This is a genomic window from Rhodopseudomonas sp. BR0C11, from assembly GCF_010820945.1.
GTDB lineage: Bacteria > Pseudomonadota > Alphaproteobacteria > Rhizobiales > Xanthobacteraceae > Rhodopseudomonas > Rhodopseudomonas palustris_H.
Genome location: NZ_QTKI01000107.1, coordinates 1 through 13,151, shown reverse-complemented (window position 1 = coordinate 13,151; position 13,151 = coordinate 1). Strand labels below are relative to the sequence as shown.

The following is a 13,151-nucleotide window of genomic DNA, read 5'->3' as shown; positions in this document are numbered from 1 at the left end:
ACTATCTTGCTGTCGAGGAGCAGCGGAGCCGCCGCCATGATCGATCGTCCCCGGGATTTGCCGCGCGATCTTGCGACGCGGATGGCGCGGCGCAGCAAGCCGGCCGACGGCTTTCTGCGCGAGACCTTCGTGCTGCCCCGCCCGGCCGCCCGGGCCAAGGCGAAGGCGTTTCTCGAGGCATGGCCGAAGGCCGCCTATATGAGCAGTGTCGAGAGCTGGCGGGAATTGCCGGACGACACCATCGAATTCACGATGCGGCGGCTACCGAGCGCTGATTAGGCTCGGAACTCTGTTCAGCGCCGAGAACCAGAGCCGAATTCGGGTTGCAAAAGCCGCGCAGCACGGCATGGTTGTGCGGAACCAGACCTGCGCGGCCGTGGCCATGCCGACAGACAACGCCGAGCGATTGCATCCAGCCGGATTTGCCGAAGCGCCGCATTATCATGGCCATCGGGAGCGGCTGCGTGAACGGTTTCGCGACGCCGGCGCCGACGCGCTGTCCGACTACGAGCTGCTCGAGCTGGTGCTGTTCCGGGCGCTGCCGCGCCGCGACGTCAAACCGATCGCGAAAGAGCTGATCGCCCGGTTCGGTTCGTTCGCCGAGGCGGTGCATGCGCCGGCCGAACGGCTGCGCGAAGTCAGCGGGGTCGGCGACGCCGCCATCATCGAGATCGGACTGATCGCGGCTGCGGCGGCGCGGGTGACCAAGGGGCAGGTGAAGCAGCGCACCGTGCTGTCGTCCTGGTCGGCGGTGATCGACTATTGCCGCACCACCATGGCGTTCGCCGACAAGGAGCAGTTCCGAATCCTGTTTCTCGACAAGCGCAACCAGCTGATCGCCGACGAACTGCAACAGGTCGGCACCGTCGACCACACGCCGGTGTACCCGCGCGAGATCGTCAAACGCGGACTCGAACTGTCGGCCACCGCGGTGATCATGGTGCACAACCACCCGTCCGGCGATCCGACGCCGTCACAGGCCGATATTCAGATGACCAAGTCGATCATGACAATCGCCGAGCCGCTCGGCATCGCGGTGCACGACCACATCATCGTCGGCAAGAACGGCCACGCCAGCCTCAAGGGGCTGAGGCTGATTTGAGGCTGCCGGCAGGGCTTAGAGCGCTTCATCGATTGATGAGGCGGATTTGGCCTTTGCCGAACGTCCGAAGTCCTCATCCTGAGGAGCCCGGCAAAGCCGGGCGTCTCGAAGGATGAGGAGCCACATCATCGCCTGCGGCGCATGGTTCGAGACGGCGCTTCGCGCCTCCTCACCATGAGGCTCTACAAGCTGCGACCGCTAGGAAGTTCGGTCCTGATTCTGTCAAAAGCAGAGATGCTCTAGTCCGCCTTCGGCTTGGTGTCGGGACCGGCCGAGCGCACCAGCCGCACGGCGAGGCGGATGCCCCGGCTGTTGCTGTCCGGATGGCCGTCGACGAAGTCGAAATTCCAGTACAGATCGAGCATGCCGTACGGCGTGACGGTCCAGTATTTGGCGAGGCCCTCCTCGGTCGGCACGATGTCGGGAAACACCGTGGTATCGACCACCGGGCTGCCGCAGTCGCTATCGACGAGACTCTCGAGCTCCGCGCCCGACGGCACGCGCCAGCCATCGCCAGCACTGCCCGCCGCCGCGATCGCCTGATCGAGGCCGAGATAGCTGACCGCTCCTTTGCAGCCGGCGTTGCCGCTCCAGCTGTTGCCCACCGAGCAGCGCTGCCAGATCAGCCCGGTGCGCTGGTCGATCGCCTCCGCGGCCACCAGACGAAAGCGCGTCTGATGGCCGCTGCGGTCGCGGTCGTAGCAATCGGCGCGGACGGAGGAGGCGGCGAGCGACAGCGCAGCGCAGATCAACGCGGCCGCCACACCGCGATGCGATCTGCCAGCCCCAGCCTGCTCGCCGCGCCTGATCATAGAGCCGGCTTGCCGAACGCTCCGTGGCGGCCTTCGCCCTGCGCGAACCGGGTGGCGCCGGACAGGGTTTCGCCGGATTGGATCACTTTCAGCCCGCCGCGCATCTCGTTCATGATCGCGTCTTCTTCCGGCAGATCCCATTGCTGCAGGGCCGACAGCCGGTCGGCGCGCAGGCAGGTCTGCGGGAATTGCGAGATCTGTTTGGCGAGCTCGATCGCGCGCGCCAGCGCCTCGCCGCGCGGCACCAGGCGGTTGGCGAGCCCGATGCGGTGCGCTTCGTCGGCCGCCACCGGACGGCCGGTGAGAATCAGATCCATCGCCTGCGAGTGACCGATCAGCCGCGGCAGCCGGATGGTGCCGAGATCGATCAGCGGCACGCCGAAGCGTCGGCAGTACACCCCGAAGGTCGCGTCTTCGGCGACCACGCGCATATCCGCCCACAGCGCCAGCTCGAGGCCGCCGGCGACCGCAAAACCTTCGACCGCGGCGATCACCGGCTTGGACAGCCGCAGCCGGCTCGGGCCCATCGGCGCCAGCGTGTTATGGCCGGCGATCTCGCGCTTCTTTTCGGCATCGCCCGCCGCCACCGCTTTCAGATCGGCTCCGGCGCAAAACGTGCCGCCCGCACCGGTGAACACCGCCACCGAAGCGGTCTCGTCGGCATCGAACGCCAGGAAGGCGTCGTACAGCTTCTTGGCGGTGGCGCCGTCGACGGCGTTGCGGCGTTCGGGGCGGTTGATCGTGACGATGGTCACCCGACCATCGCGTTCGATCCGGACGGTGTCCTGGCTGGGCATGGGTTTCTCCCTTTTGGTCGCCTTGCGTCCCTTGGCGGGTCGTCATGACAGCATCGCTGTCACGAGCCGTGACGGCGATCAAGACCATCGGCGACAAGGCCGGGATGCGGGCTCAATCGTTCGGCCCGCCGGCGACCGGCTCAGCGCTCGGCCACCAGGTCGCGATACAGCTTCGCGTAGTGCTGCGCCGGGTTCTTCCACGACACGTCGGTGGTCATGCCGTTGATCTGCAGATTGCGCCAGGCGACGACATCGGCGAACAGCGCGCGGGTCTTGCCGAACGCCTTGATCAGTGCGTCGGTGGTCACCGGCGCGAACTGGACACCGGTCGCGACCCCGGTGGCGGTCGCCATCTCGTTGGCGTCGACCACCGTATCGGCCAGACCGCCGACCCGCGCCACCACCGGCACCGCGCCATAGCGCAAGGCGCAGAGCTGCGTCAGGCCGCAGGGTTCGAACCGCGACGGCACCAGCAGCGCGTCGGCGCCGGCCTGGATCTGATGCGCCAGCGCTTCGTCGTAGCCGATCACCGCGCCGACCTGGCCGGGATATTTGCGGGCCGCGGCCGCATAGGCCTGTTCGAGTTCGGCATCGCCGGAGCCGAGCAGGGCGAGCTGCGCGCCGCCGCCGATCAGTTGCGGCAGGGCTTCGAGCAACAGGTCGAGCCCCTTCTGCCACGACAGCCGGCTGATCACGCCGTACAGCAGCGCGCCCGGCTCGGGCTTGAGACCGAACCGTGCCTGCAGCACCTTCTTGTTGCGGGTGCGGGCCGCGATGCTTTCGACGTCGTAAGTGGCCGAGATCAGCGCGTCATTGGCCGGATTCCAGACGTCGGTGTCGATGCCGTTGAGGATGCCGGACAGCCGGTCGGCGCGTAGCCGCAGCAGGCCGTCGAGGCCCATGCCGGCTTCCGAACCCTGGATCTCGGCCGCGTAGGTCGGCGACACGGTGGTGATGCGGTCGGCAAGCTGCAGGCCGGCCTTGAGATAGCCGATGCCGCCGTAATACTCGATGCCGTCGAGGCCGAAGGCGCGCTCCGGCAGGCCCAGCCTGGCGAGCAGCTCGTAGGGAAACCGCCCCTGGAACGCCAGATTGTGGATGGTGAAGACGGTCTTCGGTCCGGGCCGGCCGCTGTATTTCAGATAGGCCGGCAACAGCCCGGTCTGCCAATCATGGGCATGCAGCACATCCGGCTTGTAGTGCGGCAGCAGGCCCTGGCCGATCGCGGCACCGACCTGCGCCAGCGCCGCAAAACGCAGGCCGTTGTCGGGCCAATCCTTGCCATCGGTGCCGACATAGGGATTGCCGGGCCGGACATAGAGATGCGGCGCGTCGAGCACGAACAAATCGAGATCGCCGCAGCGCGCCGCCAGCAGCCGCGCGGTGCCGCCGAACAATTCGTTGAAGCTGTGGACCTGCTGCGGATCCTCGATACCGCCGAGCACCGCCGGATAGCCCGGCAGCAGCGAGGTGACGGCGATGTCGTTGGCCCGCAGAGCAGCCGGCAACGCGCCCGCCACATCGGCGAGCCCGCCGGTCTTGATCAGCGGAAACAGTTCCGACGCAACAGAGAGAACCGCCAGTGTGGTCATGCGTCGAGCTTCTCGATCATCGCGCGGGTAATCAGACAGATGCCGTTTTCGGTGCGCCTGAACCGCTTGGCATCAAGCTCCGGATCTTCACCGACCACCAGACCGGCCGGCAGCTTGACCTCGGCATCGATCACCACATTCTTCAGCCGGCACGAGCGGCCGATGTCGGCGTAAGGCAGCACCACGGTGTTCTCGACATGCGAGAACGAGTGCACGCGGACGCCGGTGAACAGCAGCGAATGCCGCAGCGATGCACCCGAGATGATGCAGCCGCCGGACACCAGCGACGACACCGCTTCGCCGCGGCGGCCTTCCTTGTCGTGGACGAATTTCGCAGGCGGCGTGATCTCGCCATAGGTCCAGATCGGCCATTCGCGGTCGTAGAGGTCGAGCTCCGGCACGATGTCGGTGAGATCGATATTGGCGGCCCAATAGGCGTCGACCGTGCCGACGTCACGCCAGTAGCTGATCGCTTCGGAGCTCGACCGGCGGCACGCCCTGTCCAAGTGCAGCGAATTCGGATCGGCGGCGTCGCGGCGCAGCTCGTCGAGCAGAAATTTGGTCTCGAAGACATAGATGCCCATGCTGACCAGCGACTTGTCGGCCTTGCCGGGCATCGCCGGCGGATCGGCCGGCTTTTCCAGGAACGACATGATGCGATCGCTCTCGTCGATATGCATCACGCCGAACGCGGTGGCTTCAGCCCGCGGCACTTCGAGGCAGCCGACCGTGACGTCGGCACCCTGCTCGACGTGCTGCTGCAGCATCTTCTCGTAGTCCATCTTGTAGACGTGATCGCCCGCGAGCAGGACGATGAACTTCGGATCGTAGCTCTCGATGATGTCGATGTTCTGATAGACCGCGTCCGCCGTGCCCCGGTACCACATCTCTTCAGAGACGCGCTGACTCGCGGGCAGAATGTCGAAGCTCTCGTTGCGCTCCGGCCGGAAGAAGTTCCAGCCGCGCTGCAAATGCCGAATCAGGCTGTGGGCTTTGTACTGCGTCGCCACCGCGATGCGGCGGATGCCGGAGTTGAGCGCATTCGACAGTGCGAAATCGATGATGCGGGATTTGCCGCCGAAATACACCGCAGGTTTGGCGCGCCAGTCGGTCAGCTCCATCAGGCGGCTGCCGCGTCCTCCCGCCAGCACGTAAGCCATCGCATGACGGGCGAACGGAGCGGTGACACCTTGACTCATGCGGCCTCTCATTCCAGCGGCCGGGAGCCGGCCATTCCCACTGTGCGCGACGGTGTCTTGCGCATGACGACGGCGATGTCGCAGCGCCACATAGTGGCCGACGCGTGCATGGCTTGCAATGCCACCCCGCCGTGCGCAGACGCAACCCGATCATTCGATGGCAGCAATCCGCAAGCCGGCAGGATGACGCGCGTGCGACACGACGCATCCTGCCGCGGCTTAATCGACCGGCGTGAACAGGCGATGACGTGGATCAAGCAGACATGCCGCCTCAGGTCCGGATCCGCACCGGCACCGATTTGGCCGCCGGCGTCTTCGATGGCCCGTCATGGTGCCACACCGGCATCAGCGAATTCATCTCCGGGTAATAGGCCCCCAAGCAGCCGTCGGGCAGCTTGAACGGCGTGACGACGAGCGGCCCGGCCTCGCGATGCACGCCATCGCCGGCGTCGCCTTCGAGCCACACTTGCTGCCCTTCGGTGAGGCCCGCCTTGGCCATCTCGTCAGGATTGATCAGCAGCACGTCGCGGCGGCCCTCGATGCCGCGCAGCCGGTCGCTCATGCCATAGACCGTGGTGTTGAACTGGTCGTTGGAGCGCATCGTGATCAGCCGGTAGCGGCCGGGCGCATCGTCGAAGCCGATCGAATTCAAGCGGCCCGGCGTCGTAAACTCCGCCTTGCCGCTCTCGGTCTTCCAGATCCGCTCGCGCGCCGCGTTGCCCTTGTAGAAACCGCCGGGCGTGAACATCCGCGCGTTGAAGTCGCCGAACATCTCCGGGTAGCTCTCCTCGATCAGATCGCGGACCAAGCCATAGTCGCCGACCCAGTCGTCCCATCTCAGCTTCGGGTTGCCGCCCGGCAGCGTCGCCTTGGCGATCCCGGCGACGATCGCAAGCTCCGACTTCAGATGCTCGCTGGCCGGCTTGCGCAGCCCGATCGAGCCCTGGATGCAGCTGAAAGTGTCTTCCATCGTCACCGCCTGCGGGCCGCTGGCCTGGATGTCCTGTTCGGTGCGGCCGAGGCAGGGCAGCAGGTAGGCGGACTTGCCGTTGATGAGATGGCTGCGGTTCAGCTTGGTGGCGATCTGCACGGTGAGCTGCATCCGCGTCCAGGCGGCTTCCATCGCGTCGCGCTCCGGGATGGCGCGAACGAAATTGCCGCCGAGGCCAATGAAGGCGCCGACCTTGCCCGCCAGAATGCCGTGGCAGGCCTCGACCGTATTCATGCCCTTGTCGCGCGGCGGGGTGAAACCGAACTGCTCGGCCATCTTGTCTAGCGGCACCAGCTCGGGCTTTTCGGAAATGCCGACGGTGCGCTGGCCCTGCACGTTGGAATGGCCGCGCACCGGCGAGATGCCGGTGCCGTCGCGGCCGATATTGCCCTTCAGCAGCAGTAGATTGACGAACATCGCAACGTTGAGGAAGCCGTGGGCGTGCTGGGTCAGCCCCATGCCGTAGATGCCGATCACCCGGTCGGCCTTCACATAGACATCGCCGGCCGCCTCGATCGCCACGCGGCTGAGACCGGACTCGCGCTCGATCTCGTCCCACGAGGTGGCGCGCACCTTGGCCTCGAACTCGTCGAGCCCATGGGTGTGCGCTTCGATGAAATCGACGTCGAGCACGCGGCGGCCCTCGCGCTTGGCCTCATCGTCGCGCGCGAACACGTGCTTGCACAGGCCGATCAGCACCGCGACATCGCCGCCGGCTTTGACCTGGTGATACTGGCTGCTGATCTTGGTCTCGCGGCCGGTCAGCATCTCGGCCGGGTTCTGCGGATTGACGAAGCTTTCGAGACCCTTCTCGCGCACCGGATTGAAGGTGATGATCTCGACGCCGCGCTTGGCCGCCTCCTGCAGCGGATGCAGAAAACGCGGGCTGTTCGAGCCGGTGTTCTGGCCAAAGAAGAACATTGCGTCGCAGTTCGACAGATCGTCGAACACCACCGTGCCCACGCCGACGCCGAGCAGCTTCTTCAGCGCCACCGAGGTGGTCTCGTGGCACATGTTGGAGCTGTCGGGCAGGTTGTTGGTGCCGTACAGCCGCGCGAACAGCGCGTAGAGATACGACGTCTCCAGGCTGGCGCGGCCGGACGCATAGAACACCACCGACTTCGGATCGAGCGAGCCCAGATGCTCGCCGATCGCCTGAAACGCCTCGTCCCACGAACACGGCACGTAGTGATCGGTCGCGGCGTCGTAGCGCATCGGGTGGGTGAGCCGGCCCTGCATTTCGAGGTCGTAGTCGGACCAGCCGCGCAGCTCGTTGACGCTGTGCTCGGCGAAGAACTCCGGCGTGCAGCGCGCGCTGGTCAGCTCCCACAGCGTCGCCTTGGCGCCGTTCTCGCAGAATTCGAAGGTGTGATAGTCGGCGGGCTTGGCCCAGGAGCACGACACGCACATGAAGCCTTTCGGCTTGTTCTGGCGCATCAGCGTTTCGATCGCGGCCGGCGAACTCCACTCCTTGCCGAAGATCCGGCTGATCCCCTGCAGCGAGCCCCAGCCGCCGGCCGGGCCGTCATACGCCACCGTTCCGTCGGCTTGATCTGGGATGTCGGTGTCGTGAAGTCGGGACTCGTCTTGGGACATGCGAACTCCTGGCAACGCGCCGCCAGCCTTTGCGCACGTCAACCAAGGGTTCCGCGAACAGTTCCTGGGCCGCGCGGCAAAACCCGCGCGGGGCCTCGTATGTCGTCAGATCGGCTCGATGATCACCTGGGCGTACAGCCGCTCGACCTCATCCGGGCCGCACAATTGCGTGCCATGCACCGTCAGGGTCGCCGAGCCCGCCGCGAGGCCAAGCCGGAAGGCGTCTGCGATCGAGCCGCCTTGGGCCAGCCGATGCGCGATTGCGCCGAGGAAGCTGTCGTCGGCCCCGACCGTCTACACCGGGGTCACCGGCAGTGCCGGCGAGCGCAGCGCCTGGTCCTTGGTCACCAGCAGCGCGCCGAGATGGCCGAGCGACAGCGCCACGATCTCGACCTGGCCGGCCGCGATATGCGCGCGCGCGGCGTCGACCCATTCCTTCTCGCAGCCGAGCGGGCGGCCGGCGAGCTCCTGCATCTCGCGCAGGTTCGGCTTGATCAGGGTGACGCCCTGCGCCAGCGCCGCAGTCAGCGGCTTGCCGGAGGTATCGAGGAAGAATTTGGCGCCGAGCTGCTTGGCCACCGCGGCAGCCTGCGCGTAGAAATCGACCGGCACGCCCGGCGGCAGACTGCCGCTGCCGATCACGATCTTCGGCGCCGGCGAGGTCGCCGCCAAGGCATCGAGCATACCGCGCCATTCGTGCTCGGCGAGCGGCAGCCCGGGCAGCACGAAGCGGTATTGTTCGCCGGTGGCATTCTCGCTGACCGAAAAGTCCTCACGCGTCTCGGCAACCGCTTCGACGATCCGGCTCGGCACGTTCTCTTCGTCGAGCAGCAGCTTGAGCAGCTTGCCGGTGAAGCCGCCGGCCGGAAAGATCGCCTCGACGTCACCGCCGAACCGCTTCACCACCCGCGCCACGTTGATACCACCACCGCCGGGATCGCGCTTCTGCGCAGCGCAGCGCAGCTTGCGGCTCGGCACCAAACGCTCGACCGACGTCGACAGGTCGATCGCAGGATTGGGCGTAAGGGTGACGATGTCGACCATCGCGAGGCGCACTCCGGTTTGATGCTTTTGAGGAAATTTCGACAGGCGGGCGGGCAGTCAGTGTGGCGTGGCGATGTGCCGGTGCCGTTGATCGGCGTCAAGACCGCGCCCGCACGGCTGCGGTTCACTTCAGATCCGTTCGCAGCGGATAGCAGGCGAAAGCCCGTGCGCGGATCTGCCCGCTCCACGCGGCTAAACGGCCTGCCGGCGGAGGCGACTTGAGATGACCAACACCACCAAGATCGTGTTCCTCGGCGCCTCCAGTGCGTCGTTCGGTCTCAGCATGTTTCGTGACCTGTTTGCGTCGCCGGTGCTGGCCGGTTCGACGCTGACGCTGGTCGGACGCAATCCGGCAACGCTCGGCCGAATGACCGAGCTGGCGAAGCTGATGAACGCAAGGTCCGGTGCCGGACTGATCATCGAGCAGACCACCGACCGCCGCGCCGCGCTGGATGGCGCCGGCTTCGTCATCAACGCCACCGCGATCGATCGCAACCGGCTATGGAAGCAGGACTTCGAGGTGCCGAAGAAGCACGGCATCCGTCACACTCTCGGCGAGAACGGCGGCCCGGGCGGATTGTTCTTCACGCTGCGCACGCTCCCGCTGGTGTTCGACTTCATCCGCGACATCGAGGAGCTGTGTCCGAACGCGCTGTTCCTCAACTACTCCAATCCCGAAAGCCGGATCATTCTGGCGCTCGGCCGCTACACCAAGGTGCGCCACATCGGGCTGTGTCACGGCATCTTCATGGGCCGCGACGCGGTCGCCTACATCATGCAGATGCCGCGCGACGAGATCGAAGTCTGGGGCGCCGGGCTCAATCACTTCCAGTGTCTGACAGAAATCCGCCACCGCGACACCGGCGAGGATCTGTATCCGCGGTTTCGCGCCGCCGAGCAGAGCTTCGATCCGGATGCCTGGCGGTTCACGCGGCGGCTCTATCGCGCGTTCGGCTACTGGCTGACCTGCAGCGACGATCATCTCGGCGAGTATCTGCCGTATGGCTGGGAAGCCGGCGAGAAGGGCTACGATTTCGACCAGGACGAACGCTGGCGCGGCGAATTCCTCACCCAGCTGAATGGCGTGCTCGGCGGCACGATGCCGATTCCGCAGTGGTGGACCGAGCCCTCGGGCGAGCGCGGCGCCGCGGTGATCGCCGCGATGCTGCACAACCAGAAGCGCTTCATCGAGTCCGGCATCGTGCTCAATCGCGGCGTGATCCCCAACCTGCCGGCGGAGCTCGCCGTCGAGGTCCCGGTGACGGTGGACGCGGCCGGCGTGCATCCGGTGTCGCTCGGCCCGCTGCCCGACCCGATCGCCAAGCTGATGCTGATGCAGGCCAGCGTCCAGCAGCTCGCGGTCGAAGCCGCCGTCCACGCCTCGAAAGAACTGGCCCTGCAGGCGCTGCTGATCGACCCGGTGGTCAATTCGGCGGTCGCAGCCGAGAAGATCCTCGACGAGCTATGGGAGATCAACCGGCCGTATATTCGGCAATGCGTGTAGGATTAGTTCGCTGCGCACTTCCGTCATTGCGAGCGAAGCGAAGCAATCCAGCGGTCATTCCGGGGCGCTTGCGTAGCAAGCGAACCCGGAATCTCGACGTCGTGGAAACCGCCGGGTGCGCAACAATCTCGGGATTCCGGGTTCGCGCTGCGCGCGCCCCGGAATGACGGTGACTTGAATGGCTTCGTCGCCTCGCTCGCAATGACGACCGAGAGTTCGGCCAGGATGCCGAACGGCCGCGTCAATGCGACATCAGCACCGGTACGGTCATCGACGCCAGCATCTCGCGGGTGACGCCGCCGAGCACGAATTCGCGCAGGCGGGAGTGGCCGTAGCCACCCATCACCAAGAGGTCGGCCGAGGTGTCGGCGACGTGCGACAGGATGGTGCCGGAGACGCCGATATCGGGCGCCGTGATGGTCTTGATGTCGACCTTGACGTCGTAGCGCGCCAAGTGATTGGCCATCTCGATGCCGCGCAGTTCGTTGGGATCGCGGACCTTGTGGTCGCGCACGATCACCAGTTCGACCTGGCCGGCGCGGCGCAGGAACGGCTTGGCGTCGTTGATGGCGCGGGTCGCGGCGCGGCTGCCATCCCAGCAGCAGATCACACGATCGAGCTTGACCGGCGTCTTCTGGATGTAAGGCACGATCAGCAGCGGCCGGCCGGAGTCGAACAGCACCTGCTCGATCAGAATGTCGTTGTCGCCGTTCTCGGCGTCGGACTGCATGATCACCGACAGATCGAACCGGCGCGCCAGCTTGGGGAAACGTCCCGAAGTGCCATAGGCGGTCTCGAGCAGATGATGCTCGGCCGAGACGCCCTCGCGTTTGCAGGCGGCTTCGAACTGGGCGACCGCAGCGCGCGCCGCTTCTTCGCTCGCCGCCAGCATCTTGCTCAGCACGTCGGACGGAAAGTCCGGCATCGTGAAGCTTGGCAGCGAATCATAGGCAAAGCAGCAGCCGGCCACATGAGCGCCGAACAGCTCGGCGACGCCGAGCGCGATGTCGGTGATCTGCTGGCGATCCGTGCTACGTTCGAGATTGACGATGAGATCCTTGATCATGTCGCGCTCCCCGGCTGCGTCTTGTTGGATTTGATTCGAAGTGGTCATGAGGGGAGGCCGTGACGGGCGCCGACGGCCAATCCTCGAACTTTAGCACCGCCTTTGTTCCAGACCGATGAAGATCGGGCAATGCTGATCTTCCGCAAGGTTGATCATCCCTGATCATCCTTTGTCGCGGGCCGTCCTGCCGGCCGGCTCCGGCTGCTGCCAGCCTTCGGCGCCGAGCAGCGGCACGAAACGCACGTCGCCAAGATGCTCGCGCGTGAAATCGGCCTCGCCGAGCCGCGTCAGCCGCACCAGCTGCTGGGCGTGCTGATCGGCGCCGACCGGCATCACCAGCCGCCCGCCGATCTTGAGCTGGGCCTTCAGTGACTCCGGCACCTGCGGCCCCCCGGCGGCGACCACGATCGCGTCGTAAGGTGCGGCCGCGGGCCAACCGCGGGTGCCATCGCCGCGATGCACGTCGACATCGCCATAGCCGAGCGCGGCGAGCTTCGCCGCCGCAGCGTCCGCCAGCGCGGCGATGCGCTCGACCGTGGTGACGTGACCGGCGATCTCACCGAGCACCGCGGCGGCGTAGCCGGAGCCGGCACCGATTTCGAGCACGTTGTCGCCGCCCTGCAGCAGCAGCGCCTCGACCATCAGCGCCACGATGTAGGGCTGCGACATCGTCTGCTCGGCGGCGATCGGCACCGGCGCGTCTTCGTACGCCAAATCACGCATCGGTTCGGGCAGGAAGGCTTCGCGCGGCACCTTGCGCATCGCGGCAAGCACGCGCGGATCATGCACGCCGCGCGCTGCAATCTGGCGCTCGACCATCAACTCGCGCAGCACCGCGAACGACCGCCCGCTGAGTGGCGGCAAGTCCGAAGCCGGAGACGTCATCGCCATCTCCCCCGTGCTTGTTATTTTGTTGGCCGGGGCCCGATCGGTCGGGCTGGTGTCAGTCTAGGAGCCTGGGCCAGCCGGCCGATTGACCGGCGTCAACACCCCCACCGCGACGCGAGCTTGCCGCAATCGGGTGCGAGCGTCGCGACAGGTAGCGCCGCACGCCCCAGGAACGGGCGACCACCGTCGCCAGTTCCTCGGCGGAGCGGCGCGATAAGGGAGGGCCTGCGTGCCTTATGCTTCCACCGACGATCTACCGCCGGGGCTGCAAGTCCGGCTGCCGCTGCACGCGCAGGAGATCTACATCGCGGCCTTCAACAACGCCTTCGCCGAGTACCAGGATCGCGGCGCGGAGGAGCAGGAGGCGACCGCGCATCGCGTCGCCTGGGCAGCGGTGAAGAAACAGTACCGCAAGCTGGGCGAAAACTGGGTGGCACGCGAGCGGAGCTGATCGCTCGGCTTTGATCGATAAGGCCGCCCGCGTTATATCCACACTATCCGATCTTCGGACCCTGGAGCCCCGCGATGGATGCGATGGTGCTGACGGCGCCGGGCACGCC

Annotated in this window: 11 protein-coding genes and 1 pseudogene; 4 read left to right on the top strand and 8 right to left on the bottom strand. The window is 66.3% G+C overall.

Features of this window, described 5'->3' with window-relative positions; genetic code table 11:
* The first annotated feature begins 36 nt into the window (after positions 1 to 36).
* Complete coding sequence (locus tag DYI24_RS10915; protein ID WP_107342612.1) at positions 37 to 279, top strand: hypothetical protein; 243 nt, start codon at positions 37 to 39, stop codon at positions 277 to 279.
* 103 nt (positions 280 to 382) lie between these two features.
* Entirely contained in the window at positions 383 to 1,102 is a 720-nt protein-coding gene (radC, locus tag DYI24_RS10910) for a RadC family protein (RefSeq protein WP_164572304.1), read from the top strand.
* Positions 1,103 to 1,341: 239 nt separating this feature from the next.
* Here the strand turns inward: radC and DYI24_RS10905 are convergent, their stop codons facing one another.
* From DYI24_RS10905 to DYI24_RS10880, 6 genes and pseudogenes are all read right to left on the bottom strand, one after another.
* Complete coding sequence (locus DYI24_RS10905) at positions 1,342 to 1,866, bottom strand: Lcl C-terminal domain-containing protein (protein ID WP_349627765.1); 525 nt, start codon at positions 1,864 to 1,866, stop codon at positions 1,342 to 1,344.
* A gap of 44 nt (positions 1,867 to 1,910) precedes the next feature.
* Entirely contained in the window at positions 1,911 to 2,711 is an 801-nt protein-coding gene (locus DYI24_RS10900) for a crotonase/enoyl-CoA hydratase family protein (protein ID WP_164572302.1), read from the bottom strand.
* 140 nt (positions 2,712 to 2,851) lie between these two features.
* Positions 2,852 to 4,303 carry a glycogen synthase GlgA gene (gene glgA, locus DYI24_RS10895; RefSeq protein ID WP_164572301.1) on the bottom strand — a complete coding sequence of 484 codons (1,452 nt, stop codon included), beginning with the start codon at positions 4,301 to 4,303 and terminating at the stop codon, positions 2,852 to 2,854.
* Positions 4,300 to 5,502 carry a glucose-1-phosphate adenylyltransferase gene (glgC, locus tag DYI24_RS10890; RefSeq protein WP_164572300.1) on the bottom strand — a complete coding sequence of 401 codons (1,203 nt, stop codon included), beginning with the start codon at positions 5,500 to 5,502 and terminating at the stop codon, positions 4,300 to 4,302. The genes glgA and glgC overlap by 4 nt, the downstream gene beginning before the upstream one ends.
* Positions 5,503 to 5,773: 271 nt before the next feature.
* Positions 5,774 to 8,089 (bottom strand): FdhF/YdeP family oxidoreductase, encoded by a 2,316-nt coding sequence (locus DYI24_RS10885; protein WP_164572299.1) that lies wholly within the window; start codon positions 8,087 to 8,089, stop codon positions 5,774 to 5,776.
* A 105-nt stretch (positions 8,090 to 8,194) separates the two neighbouring features.
* Positions 8,195 to 9,133, bottom strand: a pseudogene (locus DYI24_RS10880) (1-phosphofructokinase).
* Between the two features lie 223 nt (positions 9,134 to 9,356).
* On the opposite strand from DYI24_RS10880, the gene DYI24_RS10875 reads away from it, so the two are divergent.
* A complete protein-coding gene (locus DYI24_RS10875) occupies positions 9,357 to 10,637 on the top strand; it encodes an alpha-glucosidase/alpha-galactosidase (protein ID WP_164572298.1) in 1,281 nt (426 codons plus the stop codon).
* Between the two features lie 241 nt (positions 10,638 to 10,878).
* Here the strand turns inward: DYI24_RS10875 and DYI24_RS10870 are convergent, their stop codons facing one another.
* Together DYI24_RS10870 and DYI24_RS10865 are read right to left on the bottom strand one after the other, a co-directional pair.
* A complete protein-coding gene (locus DYI24_RS10870) occupies positions 10,879 to 11,703 on the bottom strand; it encodes a universal stress protein (protein WP_107342604.1) in 825 nt (274 codons plus the stop codon).
* A gap of 162 nt (positions 11,704 to 11,865) precedes the next feature.
* Complete coding sequence (locus DYI24_RS10865) at positions 11,866 to 12,588, bottom strand: protein-L-isoaspartate(D-aspartate) O-methyltransferase (RefSeq protein ID WP_164572297.1); 723 nt, start codon at positions 12,586 to 12,588, stop codon at positions 11,866 to 11,868.
* 232 nt (positions 12,589 to 12,820) lie between these two features.
* On the opposite strand from DYI24_RS10865, the gene DYI24_RS10860 reads away from it, so the two are divergent.
* Positions 12,821 to 13,042 (top strand): ChaB family protein, encoded by a 222-nt coding sequence (locus tag DYI24_RS10860; protein WP_107342603.1) that lies wholly within the window; start codon positions 12,821 to 12,823, stop codon positions 13,040 to 13,042.
* Positions 13,043 to 13,151 lie beyond the last annotated feature (109 nt).